The 24,170-nt window shown below is 67.8% G+C and carries 18 protein-coding genes and 1 pseudogene; 5 read left to right on the top strand and 14 right to left on the bottom strand.

All coding sequences use genetic code 11. From position 1 onward, the window contains the following. Positions 1–303: 303 nt before the first annotated feature. A complete protein-coding gene (locus EV186_RS11810) occupies positions 304–753 on the bottom strand; it encodes a hypothetical protein (RefSeq protein WP_133849277.1) in 450 nt (149 codons plus the stop codon). A 228-nt stretch (positions 754–981) separates the two neighbouring features. Here EV186_RS11810 and EV186_RS40765 point away from each other — a divergent pair. Together EV186_RS40765 and EV186_RS11805 are read left to right on the top strand one after the other, a co-directional pair. Beyond that, positions 982–1,158: pseudogene (locus EV186_RS40765) on the top strand (helix-turn-helix domain-containing protein); the annotation flags it as partial. 42 nt (positions 1,159–1,200) lie between these two features. After that, complete coding sequence (locus tag EV186_RS11805) at positions 1,201–4,170, top strand: AfsR/SARP family transcriptional regulator (protein WP_243753979.1); 2,970 nt, start codon at positions 1,201–1,203, stop codon at positions 4,168–4,170. Positions 4,171–4,288: 118 nt separating this feature from the next. Here the strand turns inward: EV186_RS11805 and EV186_RS11800 are convergent, their stop codons facing one another. From EV186_RS11800 to EV186_RS11785, 4 genes are all read right to left on the bottom strand, one after another. Beyond that, positions 4,289–5,596 carry a hypothetical protein gene (locus tag EV186_RS11800; RefSeq protein WP_133849275.1) on the bottom strand — a complete coding sequence of 436 codons (1,308 nt, stop codon included), beginning with the start codon at positions 5,594–5,596 and terminating at the stop codon, positions 4,289–4,291. After that, on the bottom strand, positions 5,596–6,924 hold the full coding sequence (locus EV186_RS11795; protein WP_133849274.1) for a hypothetical protein: 1,329 nt from the start codon (positions 6,922–6,924) through the stop codon (positions 5,596–5,598). Before EV186_RS11795 ends, EV186_RS11800 begins: the two co-directional genes overlap by 1 nt. A gap of 5 nt (positions 6,925–6,929) precedes the next feature. Continuing rightward, positions 6,930–7,574: a hypothetical protein gene (locus EV186_RS11790; protein ID WP_133849273.1), complete on the bottom strand. Its 645-nt coding sequence runs from the start codon at positions 7,572–7,574 to the stop codon at positions 6,930–6,932. A 474-nt stretch (positions 7,575–8,048) separates the two neighbouring features. Next, positions 8,049–9,494 (bottom strand): restriction endonuclease, encoded by a 1,446-nt coding sequence (locus tag EV186_RS11785; RefSeq protein WP_166659130.1) that lies wholly within the window; start codon positions 9,492–9,494, stop codon positions 8,049–8,051. A 1,854-nt stretch (positions 9,495–11,348) separates the two neighbouring features. Between EV186_RS11785 and EV186_RS38855 the strand changes: the two genes are divergently transcribed. Beyond that, on the top strand, positions 11,349–11,486 hold the full coding sequence (locus EV186_RS38855; protein WP_166659089.1) for a hypothetical protein: 138 nt from the start codon (positions 11,349–11,351) through the stop codon (positions 11,484–11,486). 217 nt (positions 11,487–11,703) lie between these two features. Continuing rightward, positions 11,704–11,859, top strand: coding sequence for a DUF1048 domain-containing protein (locus EV186_RS39890; protein WP_243753978.1), 156 nt, complete (start codon positions 11,704–11,706; stop codon positions 11,857–11,859). A gap of 29 nt (positions 11,860–11,888) precedes the next feature. Here the strand turns inward: EV186_RS39890 and EV186_RS11770 are convergent, their stop codons facing one another. The 7 genes from EV186_RS11770 to EV186_RS11740 form a co-directional block, all read right to left on the bottom strand. After that, positions 11,889–12,581 (bottom strand): response regulator, encoded by a 693-nt coding sequence (locus EV186_RS11770; RefSeq protein WP_133849270.1) that lies wholly within the window; start codon positions 12,579–12,581, stop codon positions 11,889–11,891. Beyond that, the gene (locus EV186_RS11765) at positions 12,578–15,097 is read right to left on the bottom strand and encodes a sensor histidine kinase (protein WP_133849269.1); all 2,520 of its coding nucleotides are present in this window, start codon (positions 15,095–15,097) and stop codon (positions 12,578–12,580) included. The genes EV186_RS11770 and EV186_RS11765 overlap by 4 nt, the downstream gene beginning before the upstream one ends. 1 nt (position 15,098) lies before the next feature. After that, positions 15,099–15,701: a potassium-transporting ATPase subunit C gene (locus EV186_RS11760; protein WP_133849268.1), complete on the bottom strand. Its 603-nt coding sequence runs from the start codon at positions 15,699–15,701 to the stop codon at positions 15,099–15,101. A gap of 6 nt (positions 15,702–15,707) precedes the next feature. Then, complete coding sequence (kdpB, locus tag EV186_RS11755; protein ID WP_133849267.1) at positions 15,708–17,783, bottom strand: potassium-transporting ATPase subunit KdpB; 2,076 nt, start codon at positions 17,781–17,783, stop codon at positions 15,708–15,710. Continuing rightward, positions 17,780–19,426, bottom strand: coding sequence for a potassium-transporting ATPase subunit KdpA (kdpA, locus tag EV186_RS11750; RefSeq protein ID WP_133849266.1), 1,647 nt, complete (start codon positions 19,424–19,426; stop codon positions 17,780–17,782). The genes kdpB and kdpA overlap by 4 nt, the downstream gene beginning before the upstream one ends. Continuing rightward, positions 19,426–19,524, bottom strand: coding sequence for a K(+)-transporting ATPase subunit F (kdpF, locus tag EV186_RS11745; protein WP_133850200.1), 99 nt, complete (start codon positions 19,522–19,524; stop codon positions 19,426–19,428). Before kdpF ends, kdpA begins: the two co-directional genes overlap by 1 nt. Before the next feature lie 297 nt (positions 19,525–19,821). Further along, entirely contained in the window at positions 19,822–20,667 is an 846-nt protein-coding gene (locus tag EV186_RS11740) for an alpha/beta fold hydrolase (RefSeq protein WP_133849265.1), read from the bottom strand. A 63-nt stretch (positions 20,668–20,730) separates the two neighbouring features. Here EV186_RS11740 and EV186_RS11735 point away from each other — a divergent pair, with 63 nt between their 5' ends. After that, positions 20,731–21,282 carry a helix-turn-helix domain-containing protein gene (locus EV186_RS11735; RefSeq protein WP_133849264.1) on the top strand — a complete coding sequence of 184 codons (552 nt, stop codon included), beginning with the start codon at positions 20,731–20,733 and terminating at the stop codon, positions 21,280–21,282. 515 nt (positions 21,283–21,797) lie between these two features. On the opposite strand, the gene EV186_RS11730 is transcribed toward EV186_RS11735, so the two are convergent. Together EV186_RS11730 and EV186_RS11725 are read right to left on the bottom strand one after the other, a co-directional pair. After that, a complete protein-coding gene (locus tag EV186_RS11730; protein WP_133849263.1) occupies positions 21,798–23,399 on the bottom strand; it encodes a hypothetical protein in 1,602 nt (533 codons plus the stop codon). Further along, positions 23,396–24,085, bottom strand: coding sequence for a hypothetical protein (locus tag EV186_RS11725; protein ID WP_133849262.1), 690 nt, complete (start codon positions 24,083–24,085; stop codon positions 23,396–23,398). The genes EV186_RS11730 and EV186_RS11725 overlap by 4 nt, the downstream gene beginning before the upstream one ends. Positions 24,086–24,170: the final 85 nt, after the last annotated feature.

Genomic DNA, 24,170 nt, shown 5'->3' with positions numbered 1-24,170 from the left:
CGAACCCACCCGAGTCCACTGACGCGATGCGACGCTGCGGACTGTTTGCGACCGCACTCTGTCAGTGGCAAGTGAAGCTGGTCGCGCGGTGCCGTCGAGCATCGTATCCCGCGCTGGTGGGCATCCCGTGCAGTGCTGATTTGTTGCCGCGAGCGGAACACGACAGATCTCCCCGACGTCGGCGATTTTTGACGGTGCCTCTTCGTGAGCAAGGCCGTGTGCGCGTCCGGGTTTCGGCGACGGCGCCTTCGCGCGGGTCTCCGGCGGTGCAGTACCCGTGCGAAGGCACCGCGGTTCAGCCGGTCACCACTTCGTCGTGCATTTCGAGGTGTTCGCGGAGACGTCCTCGGCGCAGCCCTTCATGGCTACCGAGCTGGACGACGACGTCTGGAACGCGTCGGTGTAGAAGGCGCCGGCGCTGGTCACGTACACCCGGCCGCACTGGATGTAGCTGGAGCCGCTGTTGGTGGAGTAGGCCACCCACGCCTGGTCGTTGGCCGACGCGTTCTGCACGTAGGTCCACGCGTACTGCTTGCCGTCGGCAGGGTTGTAGCCGTCCATCAGCTTGATGGTGAGGCCGTTCAGCGTTGTGCTCCGCTGCACGTACTTGCCGGTGAAGTGCAGTGAGTCGCCGCCGTTGTGCGGGCAGGAAACGGCTGCCGCCGCGGGTGCTGCCGACGCGATCGAACCCCCGGTCAGAACCCCTGCCGCGGCGAGAGTTGCCGCGCTGATCGCGAATACGCTTTTGAGCATTTCTGTCCTCTTCCGTCGCTGTCGTCCCACCGGTGATCCTCGTTTCCCACTCGATCAAGGCGCGCCCCTCGACGTGCGTCCGATCGGGGGATTTTGGTGGCAGGACGACCCTACGAAAGCGCCGTGACGGCTCACTGGACGTCGTGAGTACAGCTGAACTGCCGGTTCGCTAGTGAATCCGCACCGCCCGCATGTACGCTCGACGGTCCTGTGCCTCCCGGGGGTGTAATGGCCGACGACCGTGGGGAATACGCCAGACAAGTCCGGTTACGCCGAACGGAACTGGGACTGGGCCAACGCGATCTGGCCGTTCTGTGCGGCATCAGCGAGCGGGCCGTGCGCGACATCGAGAAAGGTCGGGTTCGCCGTCCTCGACCGGCAACTCGCGACCGGCTGGCGGAAGTTCTGCGGTTGCCGGTGCTTGTTCCCGGGCCCGGTCCGGCCGGCGTGCGGATCGACGTACTCGGCATTCTGACCGTCCGGGTCTCGGGACGCGTGGTGCCGATCGAGTCGACGATGCAGCGAACGGTGCTGGGCTTCCTCGCACTGCAGCCGAGGCAATTGGTGAGCAAGCACTCGCTCGTCGAGCTGTTGTGGGGCGATCGCCCACCTTCCAGCGCGGTCAACCTGGTGCAGACCTACGTCGCGCGGTTGCGCAGGCGTGTGCCCGGTCTGGTGATCACTGGTGGCAGAGGCGGGTACCGCCTGGACGTCGACCACACCGACATCGACGTGGCTCGCTTCGACGCCTTCGCACTGGCCGCCCAGGAAGCCGTCGCGCGGGGTGCGTCTGCCGACGGGGCGGCCGCCTGCCGCGCGGCTCTGGCGCTGTGGCGCGACGACGTCCTGACCGACCTTGGCGAGCGAGCGCAAACCCACCCGTCCGTGGTGGCGATGCGCCGCAAGCGAGTGGACGTCGCCCTGCGCTACGCCGCTGCCGCCACCGCCGCCGGCGAGCAGGCGGCCGCGGCCACGGAGGTGCAGCGGATGCTGGGCACGGAGTTGCTGCACGAGTCGTTGCACGCGGCCCTCATGCGGCTGCTGGCGGCGTCGGGGCAGCAAGCAGAGGCGTTGGCGGTGTTCGACGCCGTGAGCAGACGCCTGCGCGAGGAACTCGGGATCGACCCCGGCCCGGAGTTGCGGGCCGCGCACAGCGATGTTCTGAGAGCGTCCGCGGCATTGCCGGGCCAGCCGCTGATAACCCCGAGGGAGTTGCCGGCCCGCCCGACCCAGCTCGTCGGCCGCGGCCCTGAGCTCGAGCGGTTGCGCCGACTGCTCGGCATGGCCCACGACGAATCCCCGGTGGTCGCCGTGTGCGGTGCCGGGGGAGTCGGCAAGACGGCACTGGTGCTGCGCTGGGCGCATGACAACGTCAACCGGTTCCCGGATGGCCAGCTGTGGGCGGACCTGCGGGGCTACGGGCCCGGACAGCCGTCGACGCCGGACGAGGTGATCGAGCACCTGTTGCGCGCGTTGGGCGTCGGCACCGCGCACCTGCCCGCGGACCTCACCGCCAGGGCCGCGATGCTGCGCAGCGCGATGGCGGGACGGCGCATGCTGCTGGTGCTCGACAACGCCCGCGACTCGGCGCAGGTGCGGTCGCTGCTGCCCGGTGGTCCACCTCTGGTGACGGTCGTGACCAGCAGGGACGCGCTCCGGTCGCTGGTGGCCGCGGACGGTGCGGTCCGGCTGCGCCTCACCCGCCTCGACCCCGACGCCGGACGGGAGCTGCTGTCGGCGGGCATCGGCCCCGAGGTGCTCCATACTGTCACCGCGACCCGCATCGTCGAGCACTGCGACGGCCTGCCCCTGGCGTTGCGGATCGTGCGGGAACGGCTGGCCACGGCGTCGGCCGCCGAAGTGCGCGGCTTCGCCGAGGAACTCGGCGGTGACGAGCGGCTCGACGCGCTCAACCTCAACGAGCCATCGTCGGACTTCAGCGTCCGGGCCGCGCTCAACTGGTCCTATCGGACGTTGCCACCCGCGGCGTCCACGCTGATGCGGCGGATTCCGCTGTGCCGGGTGCCGACGGTCGACGCCGCCGTGGCCGAGGCCCTCACCGACCTGCCCGGCCGCGCCGCCGCCCAGGCGCTGGACGCACTCCTGGCCGCGCACCTGCTGGAACGGGTCGGCACCGACCGATACCGGATCCACGACCTAGTGCTCATGTTCGCGACGGAACGCTTGCAGGAGGAGGAGTCTGCCGCCGACATCACGGCAGGCCGGCGGCGTCTGGCCCTGGCGCTCGCGCGGACGGCGGAGGCCGCCCTGGCCTCGATGCGACGCAACATCCCGTTGCGCCGTCCGCTGCTGCAGGACTGCGCCACGTCCAGGCGTCCGGCCACGACCTGGACGACCGGGCACGCCGACATGATCGTGGCGGTCGCCCAAGACCTGATCGCCAACGAGCAACACGACCTCGGCTGGGCGTTGCTGGAGCGCGGTTGGCACGCGACCTACACGATCGCCGACACGTCGCGCTTCGAATCCGCGCTGACGGTGGCGTTCGACGTCGCGGTGCGCGCGGGTGACATGAGCGCGGCAACGGGCATGAACCGCCTGCTGGCGGTCACCTACGCGACCAATCACTCACTGGAACGGGCGGAGCGAGCGTTGCAGCGGGGGATCGCGCTGGCAGCGGAGGCGGGGATGACCCAGGTCGTGATCGCCGACACCGGCAATCTCGCCCGCGTGTGGCTGCTGCGAGGGGACCTTTCCCGTTCGCGCTCGGCGATGCACGAGGTGGCGTCGATGCAGAAACCGTCGACGGACGAACGACGCCCACACCTGTCGAACCTCATCGAGCTGGAATGTCAGCACGGAGACCTCGCGGCCGCGGAGGAGTTGTCGGCCGTCGCCCGCGAGCACATGGCCGTGGCGGCAGACCGGGACGAAGTCCGTGAACTGGCCGTCGCCGTCGCGCGGGTGGACAGCCTGGCCGAGCGGTGGCCGCAGGTCCGCGAGCGGCTGGCGGCCATGGAGGACGACAACCTGGCCGTCACCAACGACGACGTGCGGTCGCGCCTGCTGATCCTGCTGGCCCGGGCGTGCCAGCACACCGGCGCGGGCTCGAGAGCCGAGGCGATGGCCCACGAGGCGGTGGCGGTCACCCGCACCCTCGGCTGGCGCAGCCGCGAAGCCGAGGCGTTGGGCGTGGTCGCCGAGATCCTGCTAGCGCAAGGCGAGGCTTCCCAGGCACTACCACTGCTCGGCGAGGCCTTGGACCGTTGCCGCGGCTGCGTCGTGCCCTACCCCGAGTGCACAATTCTCCTGCTGCTGGCCGAAGCACACCACGCCCTCGGCCACCGACAGGAAGCCGGAACGGCTGCCCAGGCGGCGAGTGTCATCGCCGACCGCTGTGACTACCAGATGCTCGCCGCCCGAGCTGCGTACCTCAACCGGCGGGTCGCTCCATAGTGGACGCTGAACGGCTCTGAGACCCGCCATACCGTTGTCAGGCGGCGAGGCTCAAGCAGCGTGATACGTAGGTCCGCAGGTTGACAATTCCTCACTGGCAGGACGGTTGACCGACTCGTTAGTTGACGGCTCGATCCAGGAACATGTCTGCGCCGCGGTAGAGCGAGTAGAGCATGCCGAGGGGGTTCTTGTACTGGTCGAAGAAGGTGCGGCGCAGCTCGGCGAGAACTGTGCCGACCTTGTTGTCCTGGCTGCCTGCGAAGAATCGAGCGAAGAACTGGCGTGCGAATGCTCCTCCGAACACCGCGGGTAGGTCGGTCTGCGGCCCGATCACCGAGCACGCGCCCTTAGCCAGGAACCGGTCGCCAAACCCCTGGTAGAACACGGAGTTGAACTGCCCGCCGGCGCACGCGTTGAGGAAGACGACGGGTTTGCGTGCCATGTCGGTGCCGTCGGTCCACAGCGTGATGTCCGACGGGAGGATCCAGCCGTCGTCGTTTGTGTCGCCGAGGCGAAGCCTGCCAGGCTTGCCGACGATCACCGCCTGGTCGCCTTCCTGCTCGGCGTGGCAGCAGAAGTACAGCACGTGGTCGTCGATGCCTGCTTTGAACGCTTCCGCAAGTTCCGCTTTGTACTCCCTCCGCTGCGGGTTCACCCCGTGGTAGGACTCGAATTGTTCGAGCACCGGGCGCAGGCACTCCACGCCCAACGGTTCAAGCCACTGGTCGAGGCCTGGGTCGATGTTGATGCCGAGTCGCAGCGGCTCGTCGCCGGGTTGCTGCAGGTCGTGGGCGAGCACCGAGCCGTCTCGGGGGATGTGTTCCACTACGTGCTGGTAGCCCCAGAAACCGGTGGGGTCGATGGGGTCATCGGTGACCTTGCGGCAGTAGATCAGGTTCCACGGCGCGAAGAACCTTGACGAGGTGCAGCGGATCCATAATGGACGATCTACGGTGTGCTCACGCAGCACAGTGAAGATGTGCTTGCGCACGGACACGTCCTGCGACCCGTCGTCAATATCGGGTTGGAAGATCGCGAGGAAGAGTTTCGATCCGGCTTCGGCGATCGGGCGCAGTACCGCAGTGAGGTGCTGCGGGGCCTTGACCATGTCCCAGTACCGCTGGAAGACGAGCTCGCCGGAGGTGGACTGGTGATCGATCACGGTGGTGTGCCAGGTGTCCCGGCATTCTTGGACGTGCCCCCACAGCTGCTCGACGGTCAGCGGCAGCACGCACTCGATCTTGTCGCCGAACGCCGCACGCAGCTCAGGGTCCAGGGTTTGCACCTTCAGCCGGTGGGTGCTGCCATCCGGTTCGATGATCAGGTTCAGGTCCCGTGGTCGGTTCGACGCGCGCAGCGTCTCGGTGAACCGGAAGCCGGCGGTGGCGTCGAACCGGACTTCGTGCTCGATCTCGGGCTGAGTCATTACACCGCCTCCGCGTGCTCTGCCTGCTCGGCCGTGGCCGTTGGCACTCGCAGCTCCAGTTCGTGCAGTAGCTCGAGTTCGGTTGCCGTACTGATTGCGATCTGGAGAGCCGACCAGCCGGCCCTGCGTGGCTGGACGGCGAACGTGACCAGGTCTGAGCCGCGGTCGCGGTGCAGTGTGAACGTCTTCGTCCGCTCGGCCACTGCGAAGTCCTTGCCATAGACGGTCGCGACTAGTGTCACGGTGCCGTCGTCGTGAAACTCGGGCATGGTCTTCAGCTCCTGAGACCACCCGCCCTCATGCAACTCCGGAATACCGATCCGCAGGTTCAGCTCGTAGGGCTGGTTGAGCACCAGCGGCAGCAGCGGCGTGCGGTCGGCGACGAACCAGGTGTTGACTTTGAACCCGGGTCGCGCCGCCGGCGAAACCTCGTCGCCGGGTTCATCCGGCGCCCCGACGGCCTCAGGGGCTTCGAGCCACAGCTGGCGGACCTGTTGCGTCAGCTGACCTTCAAGTGACAGGGCGGCGTCCTTGTCGTTGTCGAGCGCGAACTCGAATGCCTGCCGGCCGCGTACCTTGACACCGCCGAAGCGGAAAGTGCCGCCCGCTAGCTCGACGAGGTTGGTCATCAGGCCGCCGGTGACCAGGTCAGCCGCCTTGGCCGGTCGTGCGTCCGTCGTGGTCGCCAGATCGAGCGGGATGAGGTCGTGGCCGGGCGCCTTCACGGTTACCTTCCCGGACCGCGTCATGCGCACCAGCATCGAGTCCGAGGTGAGTGGCTCCTGCGACGGCACCGCGCGGCCGAGGTTGACCATGCCGGCCGTGCGTGAGTGCCGCACGGCGTCGCCCATCGTCCGCAGCAGCTGATCGATCCACGGATCGTGTGTCGCGCGGATGGTCTCGTCAAGGTCGGGCGCGTGTAACAGCACGAAGTCAAGGGCGTCGTCGTCGATCAGCCGCTGCGCTGCCTCGATCGCCTCGTCCACCTTGTCCGTGCGCACCACGGTCAGATTCCGGTAGTCGACTGGGGTGCCGCTGGTCTTCCTGGCGGTGAAGTCGGCGGTCATGTCGACGACGGCGACCGGTCTCGCCTGCGCCTGGCGGTGGCCCACCAGGGCGTAGACAAAGTCCCGCAACTGTTCGTCGTCGGTACCGCCCACGGCGACAATGGTGCGGCGGGGGATGCCACCGCCCATCCCGAGGTCGAGTGCATGCCAGCCGGTGGTGAGTGGCAACGCTCGGAGCTTGTCGCTCCACCTGATACGCAGGGCCAGGTCACCGAGGTTGCCGGATCGCAGCCTGGTCTCACCCGCGAGCTTGACCTTCACGATCGCTACCCGAGCCTGCGCAGCAACGCGTCGATCTCGATCTTCGCTCGGTCTTGGCCGGCGCCAAGCAGTCCGGCGCCGCCCGGACGGCCACTGATCGCGCCAAGTGTTGCCTTCACGTCGGCGAGCTTGGCTCCGGCTGCCTTCGACTCGTCGACCGCGCCGGCCGCCGCGTCGGCGGTGGACTGGGCGACGTCTTCGGCCTTCTTCGCGCGCAGCTCGGCGGGAACCCGGCCGAAGTAGTAGCCGAGGACGACCCCGAGAATGCCGATGGCAATGTTCACCACGTTCTGCTGGTCGCTCAGGAACTGTTGGTACGCCTGTTGTTTGGCGGCGTAGAGAGCGTGGTTGCCAATCAATGCGGCGTCCACTTGGAACTGCTGAATCGCAAGGTAGTGATCGATCAGCAGCCAGCCGGTCACGGCGACAACGGCGAGCGCTATCAACAGCGTGGCGGACTCCTTGAACCAGGACAGCACGCCGTCACCGCCCCGGGTCTCGGCGGCTGGTCGGGGAGCGGCACCGGTACCGGCCGGCTGTTGGTCGTCGCCGCCACCGCCACCGCCGCCTCCAGCGCTGTCGGTCGGTTGGTTGACTCGCTGGGCCGGCTCGGCTGGTGCCTGACCTTCATGCTCGGAAGTGGTGGACATCGCTTTGCTCCCCAGGTGCACGCGCGGTGGTGCCTTGACATCGACGGCCGCCGGGAACCTGTTACCGGTAGCGAGCATCTCCCTACGAAACCCAAGAACACACCACAGCTTAAGGCTGGAAGGCATCGCGGACATCAGCCTAGGCCCGGGTACCAGCAATTGCAGTGTTGCCGGCGAACAGCGTCTCGATCCGGCGAAGACACCGAGAAGTTCTCGGCAACCCATTCGGCGCGGCAGAAAAGATATTAGTTCACCGCTGCTGGGCCAGTTCTTGTCATAGGCGAGCACAGCTTCTGGCGAGCGCGGTCACCGTTGACCTCGACCCATGTCGGTTCCATGGTTCGAGCCTGCACGGCGGGTTCGGGGTAGAAACGCAGTGCCTGACCCGGGTTGGGGAGCGGTAGCAGGGCTTGTTCAGATGCTCGGCTGCGAACGGATACCTGTTTGCACCTTGCGTCGGTGTCCACGACTGATTCAGAAACGGTCTGCTGCTGTATCAGCATCGTGGGGCGTGGTCTTGTTCCGGGTCCAGTCCACGATGGGCCGGCACACCGTGGCGTCTGAGGTGTGTGCGAGTTCGAATCCTGTGAAGCGGTAGCTGTATTCGTGTCTGCCCAGGTATGGGTGGTGGTGACGTAGATCGCATACGAGCTGTTCGCGGTGTCGGAGTGACGTAGCGCCATCAGGGAGGTGTTTCGTTGGCGAGTCGCCATGCTTCTCGTGGAATGGGTTGATGATAACGATGCCGGTGACCCATTCTTGAACAGGATCTTCTGGCTCTCTCGACGTCGTGACGAAATGGTGGATCGGCTGCACATTGGCGACCTGCGCATCGGCGAAATGGTGCCGTTTCACTGATTCGTTCGCCCGCGGTCGGAAGTAAAGGCTCTCATGGACACCGATAGACTTGCACAGCTCCAGAAGTGGGCCGTTGTCAAGGGGTATGCCTTGAAGCTGGAACGACACACGTGCGAATAAACTGCTGCGACTGCCGTGAGCTGCGAGTGTGGCCGTTAGTGAATAGAACCCGCCGTCGCAACGGTCGACATAACAAATCTCTTCGCTGTGGTGAGCCTCCGGGATGTCCGCTCGCTGTCGCCACTTTGGCAACTCGTTGGCGAAGGCGGCACAGCCCACACCATGCCAGTTTCTTGTCGACTGCTGAATGTTCCAACGTGCATCGGCCGTCGCCCACCCGAGATCGGCCAGGTGATCGACAAGATCGCGCAGCTCTCGTTCATTCAACACTGAGGGTGCGACGTCCAAGGTGACGCCAAGGCCAGCCGCCGGTACCCAGTCGATGTTTTCAAGCTGCTGGACGAATACAACCTGGCCGAACGTTCCTCCGCACTGGACCACAGGGCTCTGGGTCCCATCGACGCTGATGAATTGACTCTCAGCAGGAGGGAGCACCATGCGGCGCCGTGCACGTCCTCCCTTTCGGGTGGGCTCGTCGAGCAGCACGGTGCCGTCCGCTACCAATGCTTCCTTCTTGCGCCACAGCAGTCGCGGCAACGACTCCATGCCCTGGGCTAGACGCACAAGCTCATCTCTGGAGATCAGCAGAATAGGTTGCTTTCGGTGATGCCCGACATCATGCAAGACCGTTCCAGTAAATCCTGGCATGCTGATCAATACGCCGACGACCGAATGATCTATTCGGTTCAGTCGTGATCTGACACTGTCGACGTCGTCGATGTTGGCTTTGTCGCTCCGCCACTTGCACTCAACCAAGTACCATTCAGATCCGCGTGATGCAAGGACGTCGGTCTGGCGTGGACGTGCCGTTCCGGCGTTGGGCCTCACCGTGAAATGGTGCTGGCGCAGCAGGTCGGCGACGAACTGTTCGAGTTCCCGGCCGCGCCTAGCAGGAGATAGGCGCTCGATGACGTCCAGTCGTTCTCGCGAAGTGTCTACCACAGGATCATTCTCACATCTGCCAGCTCGGCCATTCTGTGCGACTTGTCTGCGCCGAGCGTGGGCGCCAGCGCTGGCGGTCCACCTCCGTGTGCTTTGGGAGTCGTGATCTGAAGCCGCGGCTGCGGTGACGACGGTGAGGTCGATGCGGCTGAGGTGGTCGGCCGATGACCCCGAACGTGATCCAGTCGCCCACCCGCCCGCCCGGATCTTGCGCAGGCGATGCCTCTGAGGACTGCTCATCGAGTAGCGTCCCGCCGCCCAAGGCCGCGGCTCTACCCCGTGACGGCGTCTCGACCAGGACAGGGAGGGGTGTTAGCCTGATGCAGGCTCGCGATAGCGCGGTGTGCAGCCCCGGCTGCTGCCGGTCAACGGTCGCCTCCTGATGTGTCGCCTCCGGGATCTTGGCGATGCTGCCCGGTTGGTGCGTGCGCAGGGTGTTTAGGCCCCAGCTCGACCGGAGCGAGTCGGGGAACGACCGGTGTGTCAGGCCGAGTGGATCTAACAGCCACCCAACGACACGGTGATCGACTCCGGAGGTCGCCACTGTTGGTGGTGCTCGGCATGTGGAATCCCAGTACTTGGGCGGCTATCGGGTGGCCTGCGGTCGTCGCCTTCGTCGTGACTCGGGTCCTCGTGTATGCCTTGGTACGGCTCGCGCTGAAAGAACGCCAGGCGGATGACGAGGTCGAAGTAGCGGCCGGCTTACACATACGAGTAGTCGTTAGGTCTCGTGCGCAGCTCACCAATGACGCTTTGCTGACGAGAAATGAGGCAATCTCGAGCGGGACCGCTAACGCGACTCAGCCGCCCAACCCACAGGTTACGGCGTGAGCAGGAGGCAAGTTGATCCACACACTAAAGCTGGTCGATGTCCTGTGCGACAACTAATGCGATGTGGCTGCTTGCTCCAGGAGCTCGGCAGTCGCCTTCCGCGGGCTGTCTTATCGATCCAGGTGGTGACCGCGAGGCGGAGATGTCCGATTTTACGCTGTACGCTCGTCGTTGCAATAGTTGCTGGAGGTTAAGTTCCGGCACTATCAAAATGGGCGAGGACGCTGACCGTCACAGCTGGGCGGGATGGCGCTTTTGGTCACAGCTGAGTCTGAGGACGTATGGGCCGTGGTCGATGTCGACAACGTGGATAGGCGCCTGTGGGGAAGTTGGGAGGTCTGCTTTTGCTCTTGTCGCTGATGCGTGCTGAGGCGGATCCGCTGTCGGACGGCGGCGCCGTGGTTGCTGGTTGACCTTTCGAGCTCCATTACCACGGCATCATTCATTCGATCAAGCGGTGATGGCGTCAGCGAGCGGAATCGGTTGGCCTGCTTGATGCAAGATCAAGTGGCGAAATTCTGGCGACGGGAACTCGGCGAAACGGGTCGCAACGGGCCGGTTTGCTCCGCAACGAGATGCGCTGACCTGCAGCTCTTGAGAAACTGCAGGTCAGCGCATCGATTTAGCGACTTTGACACGGTAGGGGTCACTGGTTCAATCCCAGTATCGCCCACCAGTTATATATGCTGGTCAGACGGCCTGTCTCTGGATCTCAGAGGCAGGCTGTTTTCGTCGATACGAGATCAACTGGCGATATTCTGGCGATGGGCCCTCCTGGACCGGCAGGATCCGGAGCCTCTGATGCCCCTCCGGGGTGGGGAAGCCCTCTCCGCGGCCAACACCAGCCTCTACGGAGTCATTCGCGCCGTCATCGTCGCACTGGGCTGCGCACCGGGCCTCGGTTCGTCCACACCGGACACCGACGGTCATTCGTCTACGACATCGCCGACCTCTACAAGACCGAGATCATCATCCCCGTCGCCTTCGACATCGCACGCGAGGGCGCCGCGTCGGCGCGCTCATGTGGAACCGCGTCTCGGCTGGCAACGCGACGAGTTCGTCGTCCACCTGGCCGCCGCGGGCCTGGCCGTCGAGTGGGAGTACCGCCACACCGACTGCGATGAGCACACCTGGCTCACCTTTCTGGGCAAGGCAGCGTAGCGACCAATACGCACAGTCGGCCGGTACCGCCGGGTGCAGCTGAGCACGCCACGATCGGAGTCGAACCAAGCGACGACACACCGCGCGAGTCGAGGTTTCAGGTGATGTCGTCGTCCTGTGGCGCGGTCATCGGTGTTGCAGCTTCCCGGCCCGTCCTCGCCATGGTGGAGCTGACCGGATCCGCCACTCGTCTGCGCGACGGACCACGTGGGGGATCGTGGACTTCTTCGAACAGGGCGCTGCGAAGGGCAACGGAGTCCTGGAGCTCATCGGCGACGACGTCGCCGCGTTCGCCGATGACCTCGTGAAGGACTCGCCAACCCACGCCGACATCTACCAGGAATCCCTCAACGACGAATCCGGGCACGGCTGACCACCCGACGAACCGATCGCCAACGGTGATCAGGCCTCGAAGCGGTAGCCCATTCCCGGCTCGGTCACCAAGTGGCGGGGCCGGGATGGCTGCGGTTCGAGCTTGCGCCGCAGCTGCGCCATGTAGACGCGCAGGTAGTGCGATTCGTCGCGGTACTGCGGGCCCCAGACGTCCTGCAGGAGCTGCTTCTGCGCGATCAGCTTGCCCCGGTTGCGGACCAGGATCTCCAGCATGCCCCACTCGGTCGGGGTGAGGTGGACCTCCTTGCCGTCCTTGATCACTTTTTTGGCGGCGAGGTCGACGGTGAACGACGCCGTCGCCACCACGGCCTCTGCGTCACCGGGGCTGGACACCGTCGCCCGTCGCACGGCGGCCCGCAGGCGGGCGAGCAGTTCGTCCATGCCGAACGGTTTGGTCACGTAGTCGTCGGCACCGGCGTCGAGGGCACGGACCTTGTCGGTGGAGTCCTGACGGGCGGACAGCACGATGATGGGCACGTCGGTCCAGCCGCGCAGGCCGGCGATCACGTCGTTGCCGTCGAGGTCGGGCAGGCCCAGGTCGAGCACGACGACGTCGGGCTTGCCGTCGGCGGCGGCACGCAACGCCTCGGCGCCGTCGTGGGCGGTGAGCACCTGGTAGCCGCGGGCGGTGAGGTTGATCCGCAGCGCGCGCACGATCTGCGGCTCGTCGTCGACCACGAGCACCTTCGGTCCCGGCTTCACCGCAGCACCCCTTCCACCGCCCCCGCGGGCAAGGAGATCACGACCGTCAGCCCGCCGCCCGGCGTGTCCTCCGCGCGGATCGTGCCGCCCATCGCGTCGGTGAAGCCCTTCGCCACGGACAAGCCGAGGCCGACGCCCGGTGTCGCATCCCGGTCGCCGAGGCGTTGGAAGGGCGCGAACGCCGCCTCCGCGGTCCCTTTGGGCAGGCCGACGCCGTGGTCGACGACGCGCAGCTCGACGTGCGCGGCGTGGGCGCTCGCGCGCACCACCACCCGGGATCCGCTGTGGCGCACGGCGTTGTCCACCACGTTGGCCACCACGCGCTCGAGCAGGCCCGGGTCGGCGACCACGGCCGGCAGCCGTTCGTCCACCTCGACCTGGACCCCGGCCAGGCCGTCCACACCGGACAGTGCGCGGGCCACGACTTCGTCGTAGGTCACCGCGCGCAGCAGTGGCCGCACGGCTCCGGTCGCGAGCCGGGTCGAGTCGAGCAGGTTGTCGACCAGGCCGGTCAGCCGGTCGGCCGACTCCTCGACCGTGGCCAGCAGCTCGGTGGTGTCCTCATCGGACAGTTCGAGGTCCGGCGCACGCAGGCTGCCGACCGCCGCCTTGATCGACGTCAACGGCGTGCGCAGGTCGTGCCCGACCGCCGACAGCAGGGCGGTGCGCAGCTCGGTGGCCTGCGCCTGGCGCTGCGCGTGCGCGGTCTCGTCGGCCATGCGCTGCTGGCGCAACGCGAGTAGCGCCTGACCCGCGGCTGCCTCCAGCACCCGGCGGTCGCTCGCGGGCAACGCGCGCCCGCGCAGGGCCAGGTGCACGTCGGCGGTCACGGCCACGTCCACGTCGGCCTCGTCCGGTTCGTCGCACGGTGACGGGCCGACGCACGCGACCCGCACCCAGTCCCCGGCCCGCTTCTCCAGCAAGGCAACGGATTCCAGCCCGAAGTTCTCCGCGACCTTCTCCAGCAACCGCTTGACCGGCTGCGGGTGGGTGAGCACCGTGCGCGCGTAGGACGCCAGCAGCGACGCCTCGGTGCGCGCGACGGCCGCTTGCTCGGCCCGCCGGGCCGCGCGGTCCACGACCAGCGCGACCATCACCGCGACCACCACCATGGCGACCAGCGTCACGACGTTCTGCTGCGCGTGGATGGTGAGCGTGTAGAGCGGATCGGTGAAGAAGAAGTTCAGCAACAGCGCGGAAAGCACGGCCGCGAGCAGCGCGGGTCCGAGGCCGCCGACCAACGCGACCAGCACCGTGCCGAGGAAGTAGAACACCACGTTCGTGGACAGGACCAGCTCGTGGCGCAGCAGCTGCCCGAGCACCGTCGCCAGCGCCGGGATCACCACGGACAGCACCCAGCCGGCGATCAGGCGGGACCGTGTGAGCGGGTTGCGGGTCAGGCGCGTCCCAAGCCGTCCGCCGGACTCGGAGTGCGTGACCGTGTGGACGTCGATCGCCCCTGACTGGCGCACCACGGACGCGCCGATGCCCTCGTCGAACACGCGCGCGAGCCGCGAGCGGCGCGATGTCCCGATCACCAGCTGGGTCGCGTTCACGCCGCGGGCGAAGTCCAGCAGCGCCTGCGGCACGTCGTCGCCGACCACGGTGTGGAAGGTGGCGCCGAGGTCCTCGGCGAGCGTGCGGTAGCGCACCACCGCGCCCGCCGGGACGCTGGACAGCCCGTCCCCGCGCAGGATGTGCAGCACCATCAGCTCGGCGGCGGCCCGGGTGGCGATGCGGCTGCCGCGGCGGATCAGCGTCTCGCTCTCCGTGCCGCCGGTGATCGCCACGACCACGCGTTCGCGGGTCTCCCAGGTCTCGGTGATGTGCTGCTCGGCGCGGTAGCGTTGCAACGCGACGTCCACCTGGTCGGCGACCCAGAGCAGGGCCAGCTCGCGCAACGCGGTGAGGTTGCCGGGCCGGAAGTAGTTGCCGAGCGCGGCGTCGATGCGGTCGGCCGGGTAGACGTTGCCGTGCGCGAGCCGGCGCCGCAGGGCCTCCGGGGTGAGGTCGACGAGCTCGATCTGCTCGGCGCGCCGGACCACCTGGTCGGGCACGGTCTCCTGCTGCGGCACGCCGGTGATCCGCTGCACGACGTCGTTGAGGCTCTCCAAGTGCTGCACGTTCACCGTGGACAGCACGTCGATCCCCGCGGCGAGCAGTTCCTCGATGTCCTGCCAGCGCTTGGCGTTGCGCGAGCCCGCCACGTTGGTGTGCGCGAGTTCGTCGACGACCGCCACCTCGGGTTTGCGGGCGAGGATCGCGTCGACGTCCATCTCCTCGAAGACGTGCCCGCGGTGCTCGCGACGCGTGCGCGGCACGATCTCCAGCCCCGCCAGGAGCTCTGCGGTCCTGGCCCGGCCGTGCGTCTCGACCAGGCCCACGACCACGTCGGTGCCCCGGTCCAGGCGCCGGCGCGCCTCGCCGAGCATCGCGAACGTCTTGCCGACCCCCGGCGCGGCGCCGAGGTAGATCCTCAGCTCGCCGCGCCGGGCTCGGTCGCTGTTCTCCACCACGTCAGTGTGCGCCCGGCCCGGCGGCCCGCACCGCGAGGTTGAGCATCAGCACGTCGACCCGCGGTTCCCCGACGAACCCCAGGCCACGGCCCGTCGTGTTCGCCTCGACCAGCGCCAGTACCCGCGCCAGCGGCAGACCGTTCGCCCTGGCCACGCGTGGCGCCTGCAAGGCCGCGTAGGCCGGGCTGATGTCCGCGTCGAGGCCCGACGCGGACGCGGTCACCGCGTCCGGTGGCACCTGCGCGGGGTCGACGCCCTCGCGTGCCGCGATCGTGGTCTTGCGTTGCTGCATCACCTTGATGTAGTCGGGGTTGTCCGCCGCCTTGTTCGACGCGCCGGAGGTGGACGGGTCGCCGTTGACCGCCGACGGGCGGGTGTGGAACCACGGGTCGTGCCCAGGGTTGGCGGCCTTCGGGTCGATCCCCATCAGGTCGGAGCCGACGGTGGTGCCGTTCACCGAAACGAGTGACCCTTCGGCGTTGGCTTGCAGGCCGGGCAACCGGTCCACGAGCCACACACCGAGTGGGTACACCACACCGAGCAACACCGTCAGCACCACCAGCACACGCAGGCCGGCGGCGGTCTGGGCAAGCAGAGTCTTCATCACCCCTCACATCCCCGGGATCAGCCGGACGAGCAGGTCGATCAACCAGATCCCGGCGAACGGCGTGACGATGCCGCCGAGCCCGTAGACCAGCAGGTTGCGGCGCAGCAGCGACTGGGCGCTGGCGGGCCGGTAGCGAACGCCGCGCAGGGCCAGCGGGATCAGCGCCACGATGATCAACGCGTTGAAGATCACCGCGGACAGGATCGCCGACGACGGCGAGTGCAGGCCCATGATGTTGAGCTTGCCCAGTTGCGGGTAGATGCCCGCGAACATCGCCGGCAGGATCGCGAAGTACTTCGCGAGGTCGTTGGCGATGCTGAAGGTGGTCAGCGCACCCCGGGTGATCAGCAACTGCTTGCCGATCGCCACGACCTCGATCAGCTTCGTCGGGTCGGAGTCGAGGTCGACCATGTTGCCGGCCTCCTTGGCCGCCATGGTCCCGGTGTTCATCGCGACGCCGACGTCGGCCTGCGCGAGCGCGGGCGCGTCGTTGGTGCCGTCACCGGTCATCGCGACCAGCCGGCCGCCCTCCTGCTCCTTGCGGATCAGGGCCATCTTGTCCTCGGGCTTGGCCTCGGCCAGGAAGTCGTCCACGCCGGCCTGCGCCGCGATCGCCTTGGCGGTCAACGGGTTGTCACCGGTGATCATGATGGTCTTGATGCCCATCGCCCGCAGCTCGCCGAACCGCTCGCGCATCCGCGGCTTGACCACATCGGACAGCTGGATCACGCCGTAGACCCGGTCCTGATCGGCGCACAGCAGCGGGGTCCCGCCGTTCGCGCCGATGCGGTCGGCGATCTCCCGCACGTCATCGGGCACCGTGCCGCCGTGCTCGACCACCCAGGCGCGGACCGCGTCCGTCGCGCCCTTGCGGACCTGGCGGCCACCGAGGTCGATGCCGCTCATCCGGGTCTGCGCCGCGAACGGCACGAACTCGGCGAGCCGCTCCTGCTCGCTCGGTTCCGCGGCCAGGCCGTGGTCGCGGACGCACAGCTCGACGATCGAGCGGCCCTCCGGGGTGCCGTCGGCGAGGCTGGACAGGCGAGCCGCCCGCGCCAGTTCCGCCAGCGTGGCGTCGCCGACCGGGATGAACTCGGTGGCTTGGCGGTTGCCGAAGGTGATGGTGCCGGTCTTGTCCAGCAGCAACGTGTCCACGTCGCCCGCGGCCTCGACCGCACGGCCCGAGGTGGCGAGCACGTTGCGCTGCACCAGCCGGTCCATCCCGGCGATACCGATCGCCGAGAGCAGCGCGCCGATCGTCGTCGGGATCAGGCATACCAGCAACGCCGTCAGCACGACCACCGGCTGCAGCGTGCCCGCGTAGGCGGCCATCGGCTGCAGCGCGACGACCGCGAGCAGGAAGATGATCGTCAGCACCGCGAGCAGGATCGTGAGCGCGACCTCGTTGGGCGTCTTCTGCCGCGAGGCGCCTTCCACCAAGGCGATCATGCGGTCCACGAAGGACTCGCCGGGCTTGGTGGTGATCTTCACGACGATCCGGTCGGAGAGCACCGTGGTGCCGCCCGTGACCGCGGACCGGTCGCCGCCGGACTCGCGGATCACCGGCGCCGACTCGCCCGTGATGGCCGACTCGTCCACCGTGGCGATGCCCTCGACGACGTCGCCGTCGCCGGGGATGATCTCGCCCGCCTCGACCACCACGAGGTCGCCGACCCGCAGGTCGACACCCGGGACCCGCTCGTGCGAACCGTCCTCGGTGAGCCGACGCGCGATCGTCTCCTTCTTGGTGCGGCGCAACGTTTCCGCTTGCGCCTTGCCTCGGCCCTCGGCGACCGCTTCGGCCAGGTTCGCGAACACGACGGTGAACCACAGCCAGAGCGTGGTGCCGACCGTGAAGACGCCGGGCCGGCTGACGGCGAACACAGTGGACAGCAGCGACCCGGCCCAGACCACGAACATGACCGGGTTGGCGAGCTGGTGGCGTGGGCTGAGCTTGCGCAACGCATCGGGCAGCGCCTCGGCCAGTTGCCTCGGGTTGAACACCCCGGCCGACACGCGGCCGGCGTGATGGCCGTGGCCGGGTGCGGCGTCCTGGGGTTTCTCGGTGGTGACGGTCATGCCAGGGCCTCCGTGATGGGACCGAGCGCGAGCGCGGGGACGAAGGTCAGGGCCGCGACGAGCAGGATCGTGCCGGTGAGCATGGTGGCGAAGAGCGGTCCCGTGGTCGGCAGCGTGCCCACCGTTTCCGGCACCTTCCGTTGCGAGGCAAGCGAACCCGCGAGGCAGAGCACCGCGAGGATCGGCACCAGCCTGCCGAAGAGCATGCACAGGCCCAAAGTGGACTGGAACCAGCCGTTGGTGACGGTGAGGCCCGCGAACGCGCTGCCGTTGTTGTTGCTCGCCGACGTGTACGCGTAGAGGACCTCGGAGAACCCGTGCGCGCCGGGGTTGTTCAGGGCCGCGCCGGTGCCCGGCAGCAGCAGGGCCGCGCCGGTGCCGAGCAGCACGAGCAGCGGCATCGCGAGGATTGCGATGGACGCACACGTCACCTCGCGCTTGCCCAGCTTCTTGCCCAGGTACTCGGGCGTGCGGCCGACCATCAGCCCGGCGAGGAACATGGCGATGATCGCCATCACCAGGATCGAGTAGATGCCGGTGCCGGCACCGCCGGGCGTCATCTCCCCGAACAGCATGTTCAGGATCGCGCCCCCGCCGCCGAGGCCGGAGAAGCTGTCGTGCATCGCGTTGACCGCGCCGGTGGACGTGCCGGTCGTGGAGTCGGCGAACAACGCGCTCCCGGGGATGCCGAACCGGACCTCCTTGCCTTCCATGGCAGCGCCGGCGAGCTTCGCGAGTGGGCCGTTCGGGTGGGCTTCGGCCCACCAGATGACGGCGAGCATCCCGCCCCACAGCACGCCCATGACGCCGAGCAGCACGCCGCCCTGCTTCTTGTTGCCCACCATCACGCCGAACGTGCGCGTGAGCGACACGGGGATCACCAGCAGCAGGAAGATCTCGATCAGGTTCGACCAGGCGTTGGGGTTCTCGAACGGGTGCGCGGAGTTGGCGTTGAAGATGCCACCGCCGTTGGTGCCGAGTTCCTTGATGGCCTCCTGGCTCGCCGCGGGCGCGAGCGCGATGGTGCCGTGCGAGCCGTCCGGGTTGGTCACCGCGACGCCCGACTTGAGGCTCATCACCACGCCGAGCGCGGTCAGCACGATCGCGAACACGAACGCGATCGGCAGCAGGATCCGCACGCTGCCGCGCACCAGGTCGACCCAGAAGTTGCCGAGCCGGTCGGTCTTCGAGCGGATGAACCCGCGGATCAACGCGATGGCGACCGCCATCCCGACCGCGGCGGACACGAAGTTCTGCACCGTGAGCCCGGCCATCTGCACGAAGTGGCCCATGGTCGTCTCGGGCACGTACGACTGCCAGTTCGTGTTGGTCACGAAGCTGATCGCCGTGTTGAACGCGACACTCGGGTTCACCGTGCGCCCGAAGTTCCACGGCAGCAACGGTTGCAGGCGCTGCAGGAGGTACAGCAGCACGATCGAGACGAACGAGAACCCGACCACGCCGGCGGCGTACACCGGCCAGCGCTGCTCGGCATCCGGGTCGACCCGCACGGCGCGGTAGACCGCCTTCTCGAAACGCGAGTGCTTCGGCGTGGTGTAGACGCGCGCCATGTGGTCGCCCAGCGGCTTCCAGCACACGGCGAGCGCAGCGAGGAGCAGGAGGACCTGCAGCAACCCGGCCATCAGAACTTCTCCGGGCGGATCAACGCGACCACCAGGTAGACCAACAACACCAAGGCCAGCACGCCACCCAGGACGTTGGCCGGCACACCGGTGTCGATGCTCGAAGCTGCAAGCACTTCTTCGGCGCCACTCACAGCTTCTCCAAACCGCGCAACAAGTACGCGAGAAGCGCGAAGGCACCGATCAGCAGCACGGCATAGGCCAGGTCGGCCATGCGCGGTGCTCCCTTCTCGGGCTCCGGCCGCCCCGTCGGCGGCCGATCACCCCGAGCGTGCGCTCGCCTTGGCAGGTCTTGAGCCCGGCTGACGGCTCCTTGACATCCGGCCCCGGCCTCTTGATGCGTCCTTGACGCGTCCGGTGACGTGCGTCTCCGGGTGGAGTAGGGAGGGCTGCGGTCAGGTGGTGGCCTGGAGGAGTTGCCGGATTCGCGTGACGACGAGTTGTGGTTGCTCGGCCTGGATGAAGTGCCCCGAGTCGACCTCCTCGTGGCGCCCGTGGGGCAGGCTGTCGGCGTACCGGCGCTGGTGCTCGCGGATGGCGGCGTTCTGGCGCTCCCGCCCTTTGGCGGCGCGGGCCGCGGACAGCACGATCGTCGGGCACTTCGGGAGTTGGGGCGGCTGGGTGCGGAACCGCGGGATGGCGGCGGCCACTGCCTGCATCTCCGCGCGGGTCTGGGAGATCCCGGCGGGGGTGAAGTCCTCGGCGAGCATGGCCTGGTAGGTGTCGGCGGCGAACAAGCGTCGGACGTTGCCGCTGAACAGCCGCGCGAGGGGACGGAAACGGCTGAGCGACTGCGTCACGGCGAGCATGCGGTCGATCTTCTTGGTGGTCTGGTCCCAGGTGTCGTACACCGGGGAGGTCTCCGGCAGGGCGTCGATCAGCAGCAGCCCGCGCAGCCGAGATCCCAGGCGCTCAGCGGCGCGGCGGGCGACCAGCCCGCCCATGCTGTGCGCGACGAGCACGAACTCGCCCGGCACGACGGCCTCGGTCATCGCGACCAGGTCGGCGGCCAAATCGTCGACGCTCAGCCGCTCGGTGGTGCGGCCGCTGAGCGCGCGCCCGGCGCGGTCGTAGGCCACCAACCGCGCCGTGTCGGCCAGCGGTGGCAGCACCGGGTCCCAGCAGGTCCGGCCGCAGCCTCCGCCTGCCTCGAAGACCACCCAGTCCTGCCCGTGGCCGGACTGCTCGACGAAGACGGCTCGGCCGTTCACGGACACCTGCTGCCCTGGGACGTCGCGCACGGCTCCTCCTCACCGATCGATTTCAACTTCGATAATGGTATCTCATATGAAATAGTGTCGGGCGTGAACGCCGTCGACCTGCTCCTGCACCCCGTTCGGCTGCGCATCGTGCACGCCCTGGCCAGTGGACGGGAGTTCACCACCACGCAGCTGTGCGCCCGCATGCCCGACGTATCGAGGGTGACCGTGTACCGGCAGGCCGCCCTGCTCGTCGAGGGAGGTTTTCTCGAGGTAGCCGGCGAGCAGCGGGTCCGAGGAGCCGTGGAGCGCCGGTACCGGCTGCGCCAGGACCGGCCGGTGATCGGCACTGGCGAGGCCGCCGCGATGACGCTGGAGGACCACCGCCGCGGGTTCGCCGCCGCCATGGCCGTCCTGATCGCCGAGTTCAACGCCTACCTCGATCGCGACGGGGCCGACCCGGCCGCCGACGGGGTGTCCTACCGGCAGGGCACCCTCTGGCTCAGCCCCGATGAACTCGCCGAGATGACCCAGAAGATGCTCGAGGTCATGCGCGACTTGGTCGCCAACAAACCCACGCCCGGCCGAGCGCCCTACCTGCTCAGCCCGATTCTCTTCCCCGCCGGGCAGCCACTCCAGCCTGAAACCAGGCAATAGCCGACCACTCTCGTCCCACCGGCGAGACTCAGATTTGCGATCCGGCCAGAGTTCCAGCGATGGTCGCCACCTGACCGACACGCGCTCGTGTCGCTTAGCGCGCGTTCGGCGACCGTCGTTTCCGCGCACCCGCCTTCTGGGCGCCTCGCTGGTTGGGCACCTGCACCCCTCGTCCACAGCCAGCCGCGACCGACCGTGCACCGACAAGCGGAAATTCGAGCGCGGCCCGCCGGTGTCCGGCCGACGCGGCGGGGCAGAGGCCCATCCCGCGTCGCAGCCACCGGATGGCCTCGAGCAGCGAACAGCGTTGCCGTCGAGCTCATCCGGCGGCGGGGTCGGAGCGATCCAGACCCTGCTCGCCGGCGCGCCGCAAGACCGTGACCCCGAGCTCGCCGACGCCCTGTGCGACGCCGTGTGGCGACAGCTGACAGGTCACGTTTGTGACGTGCTCATCGACATGGCGTTGTCCCTGGTTCCAGCGGTGTGCGGGGGAGTGGGGAGTTGGTTTGTCGCTGCTAGCTCAGCCGTTTCATGGCTTCGGTGAAGCCGTTGGCGTACTGGGCGATCTTCGCTGCCGTCGCCGCGGCCTGGTCGTGGCCTTGCCGGCGGAGCAGTCGCGCCAGCCACAGCCAGTAGTGGGCGACCTCCGGGCGCAGGACCGCGGCGGCGACGGCGGCCTGAACGGCCTCATGGACGTTGTTGTCGGCGTGGTGCAGTTCTGCGTTCAGCCCATGCACCATGTCGTGCCAGGGGTAGCGCGCCCTCAGCTCGGCGAGGATCCGATGACCGGCCGCGGTGTCCTGGGACTGATACCGAAGCTGGATCTGTTGCACAGCCCTGGAGAGGTCCTCGGCCGCCTCCTGCGCAGGCGCCCGGGCGGGCCTGTACGGGCTCGATTGGTCGATGCGCAATGTTCGGGGTTCGGCGTTGCCGGCCGTGATCGTGCGCCAGGTCGGGCCGTGCCATTCTGGCGGTAGCGGCGACGCCACGGCCGGGCCGGCTGGGTATGGGATGTCCAGTGTGAAGAGTTCCGCTGGAACCAAGGCCCGCTCTTGAACGAACCGTGCCAACCGGGCCTCCTCCAGGCGGCCTTGGCGATCCGCGGCAATGGTCCGTATCGCGACGACCTGGCCCTCGATTTCCGGACGGCCCAGGTACCTGGCTTCAGCGGAGCCGAGAGCGCCGAACTGGTCGCAGTAGATCTCGTCGAACTGGCTGATGATCGCGCGCAGCCCGAGTGGCATGCGGCGCGGATCCCGCAGCCCTTCGATGACGCAGGTGATGGCGCAGCGGACCGCGACCATCGCGACTCGCCAAGAGTCGAAATCCCGGGCCGCACGGGCGTCGTCGAGCTGCTCCTGGCCGTAGCCGACCAGCCAGGCCATGGCCTGTTGCGCGGCGCGCGACGTCGTTGATCCGGCGTCAGACTGGGGCCAGCGCAGACCCACTCGGTGCCACTGTTCGACGGTAGTGGGCCGTGGTCCCTCGGTGAACCGGCAGAGCAGGTCGTCGGCTGACCCGATGTCGGCCGCGGCATCGAGCAACAGCGACACGGCCGTCGCCGCCGCCCGGTTGCTGGCCTGGCCGGTCGCCGCGAGCTCCACGACGAAGCGCACGGCGGCGGTCACCGGATCACCGGCTTCGTCGTTCACACCGCACCAGATCGCGCCGCGCAGCAACGAGCTGACCTGGAAGTAGCGCTCGGCACCGCGCGTGCGTCGTTCCTCGGGCGCCGGGTCGTCGATGTCGCGGCCCGATCGATCGAGTGCTTCCCAGTGCGGATCGTCAGGTTGCGCCAATGCCCGCCACCGCACCCAAAGGTCCTCCAGCCAGGTGCTCGGCCGATAGTCCGGCAGCCGCAGCGTGTAGCCCGCGAGCGGCCGGCCGAGTTCGGTCGCCGCTGCTGTCGTCCCGAGAAACGGCAGGTTTGCCGTGAACCGCAATCCCAGGTCCTCCTCGGCGACCTCGGTGAGCATCCGGATGAACCGCCGTCGCCGCAGGTAGTCCGGGCTCGGTCGACCGGAAGCGCCGGCCAGCCGCAGTTCGATGAGCAGCGTGTCGATGATCTCCACCAGCGGTTCGGCGCCCGTGACCGGCCGCGCTGCGGCAACGATCATTTGAGGAGTCCGATCACGCTGACGACATCACCACGGTGCTTCCGCGCGAGCTGGACAACGCGGAGCAACCATTCCCGAACCGGCGTGCGCCCGGTTCGGTGGAAGGCCAAGCCGTGCTTGCGCAGCGCATAACCCAGGTCGTCGAGGAAACGGCCGGGTTTTGCTCCCGCGACGACATGGTCGACGAGCGAGAACACCTGCCGCAAGTGCGCCCTGACGTCTTGTTCGGACGTCAAGGAGGCAAGCGGGAGGTAAATGGTCCGCTCCCCGTGCGCGAGGTCGTCGAACAGCACAAGGCCAGGAAGCGGAGGGGCGGGCTGACCGGCGTACAACGCGCGTACTGCCTCATAGGCTGGGTGAACGCCGGCGGTGATCTCGGCCCACACCCGCATCGAGTCGGATCCGACCCGCACCGCGCCGGGAACGGGCTGGTCCAAGGTGAACATGACCAAGGTTCTGGGACCACTGTCGTCGGGAAGCGTGCCGGAGCGCACGTAGTCCGCGAGAGCACGGTCAGCAGTGGGGTGGAAGGCAAGGAAGCACAGCGCGTCCGCGAACTCGTTCAGGCACGCGAGATTCGCAGGATCGAACAAATTGTCCAGATCGCTGATATTGCCGCCGAGGTATTCCACATTATCTGAGGAGGCAGCCTCCTCCAGCATGTTGACCACCGACAGGACCAGCATGTTCCCCCTCAGCAGAAATCCGAGGTACCACAGCCTACGCGCCTGCGGCTTCGGTGGGGCGGTTTCGGCGACGCCGCAACACCTA

It is taken from the genome of Labedaea rhizosphaerae (genome assembly GCF_004362825.1).
Classification (GTDB): Bacteria; Actinomycetota; Actinomycetes; order Mycobacteriales; family Pseudonocardiaceae; genus Labedaea; species Labedaea rhizosphaerae.
This window is presented reverse-complemented; position numbering and strand designations above follow the sequence as displayed.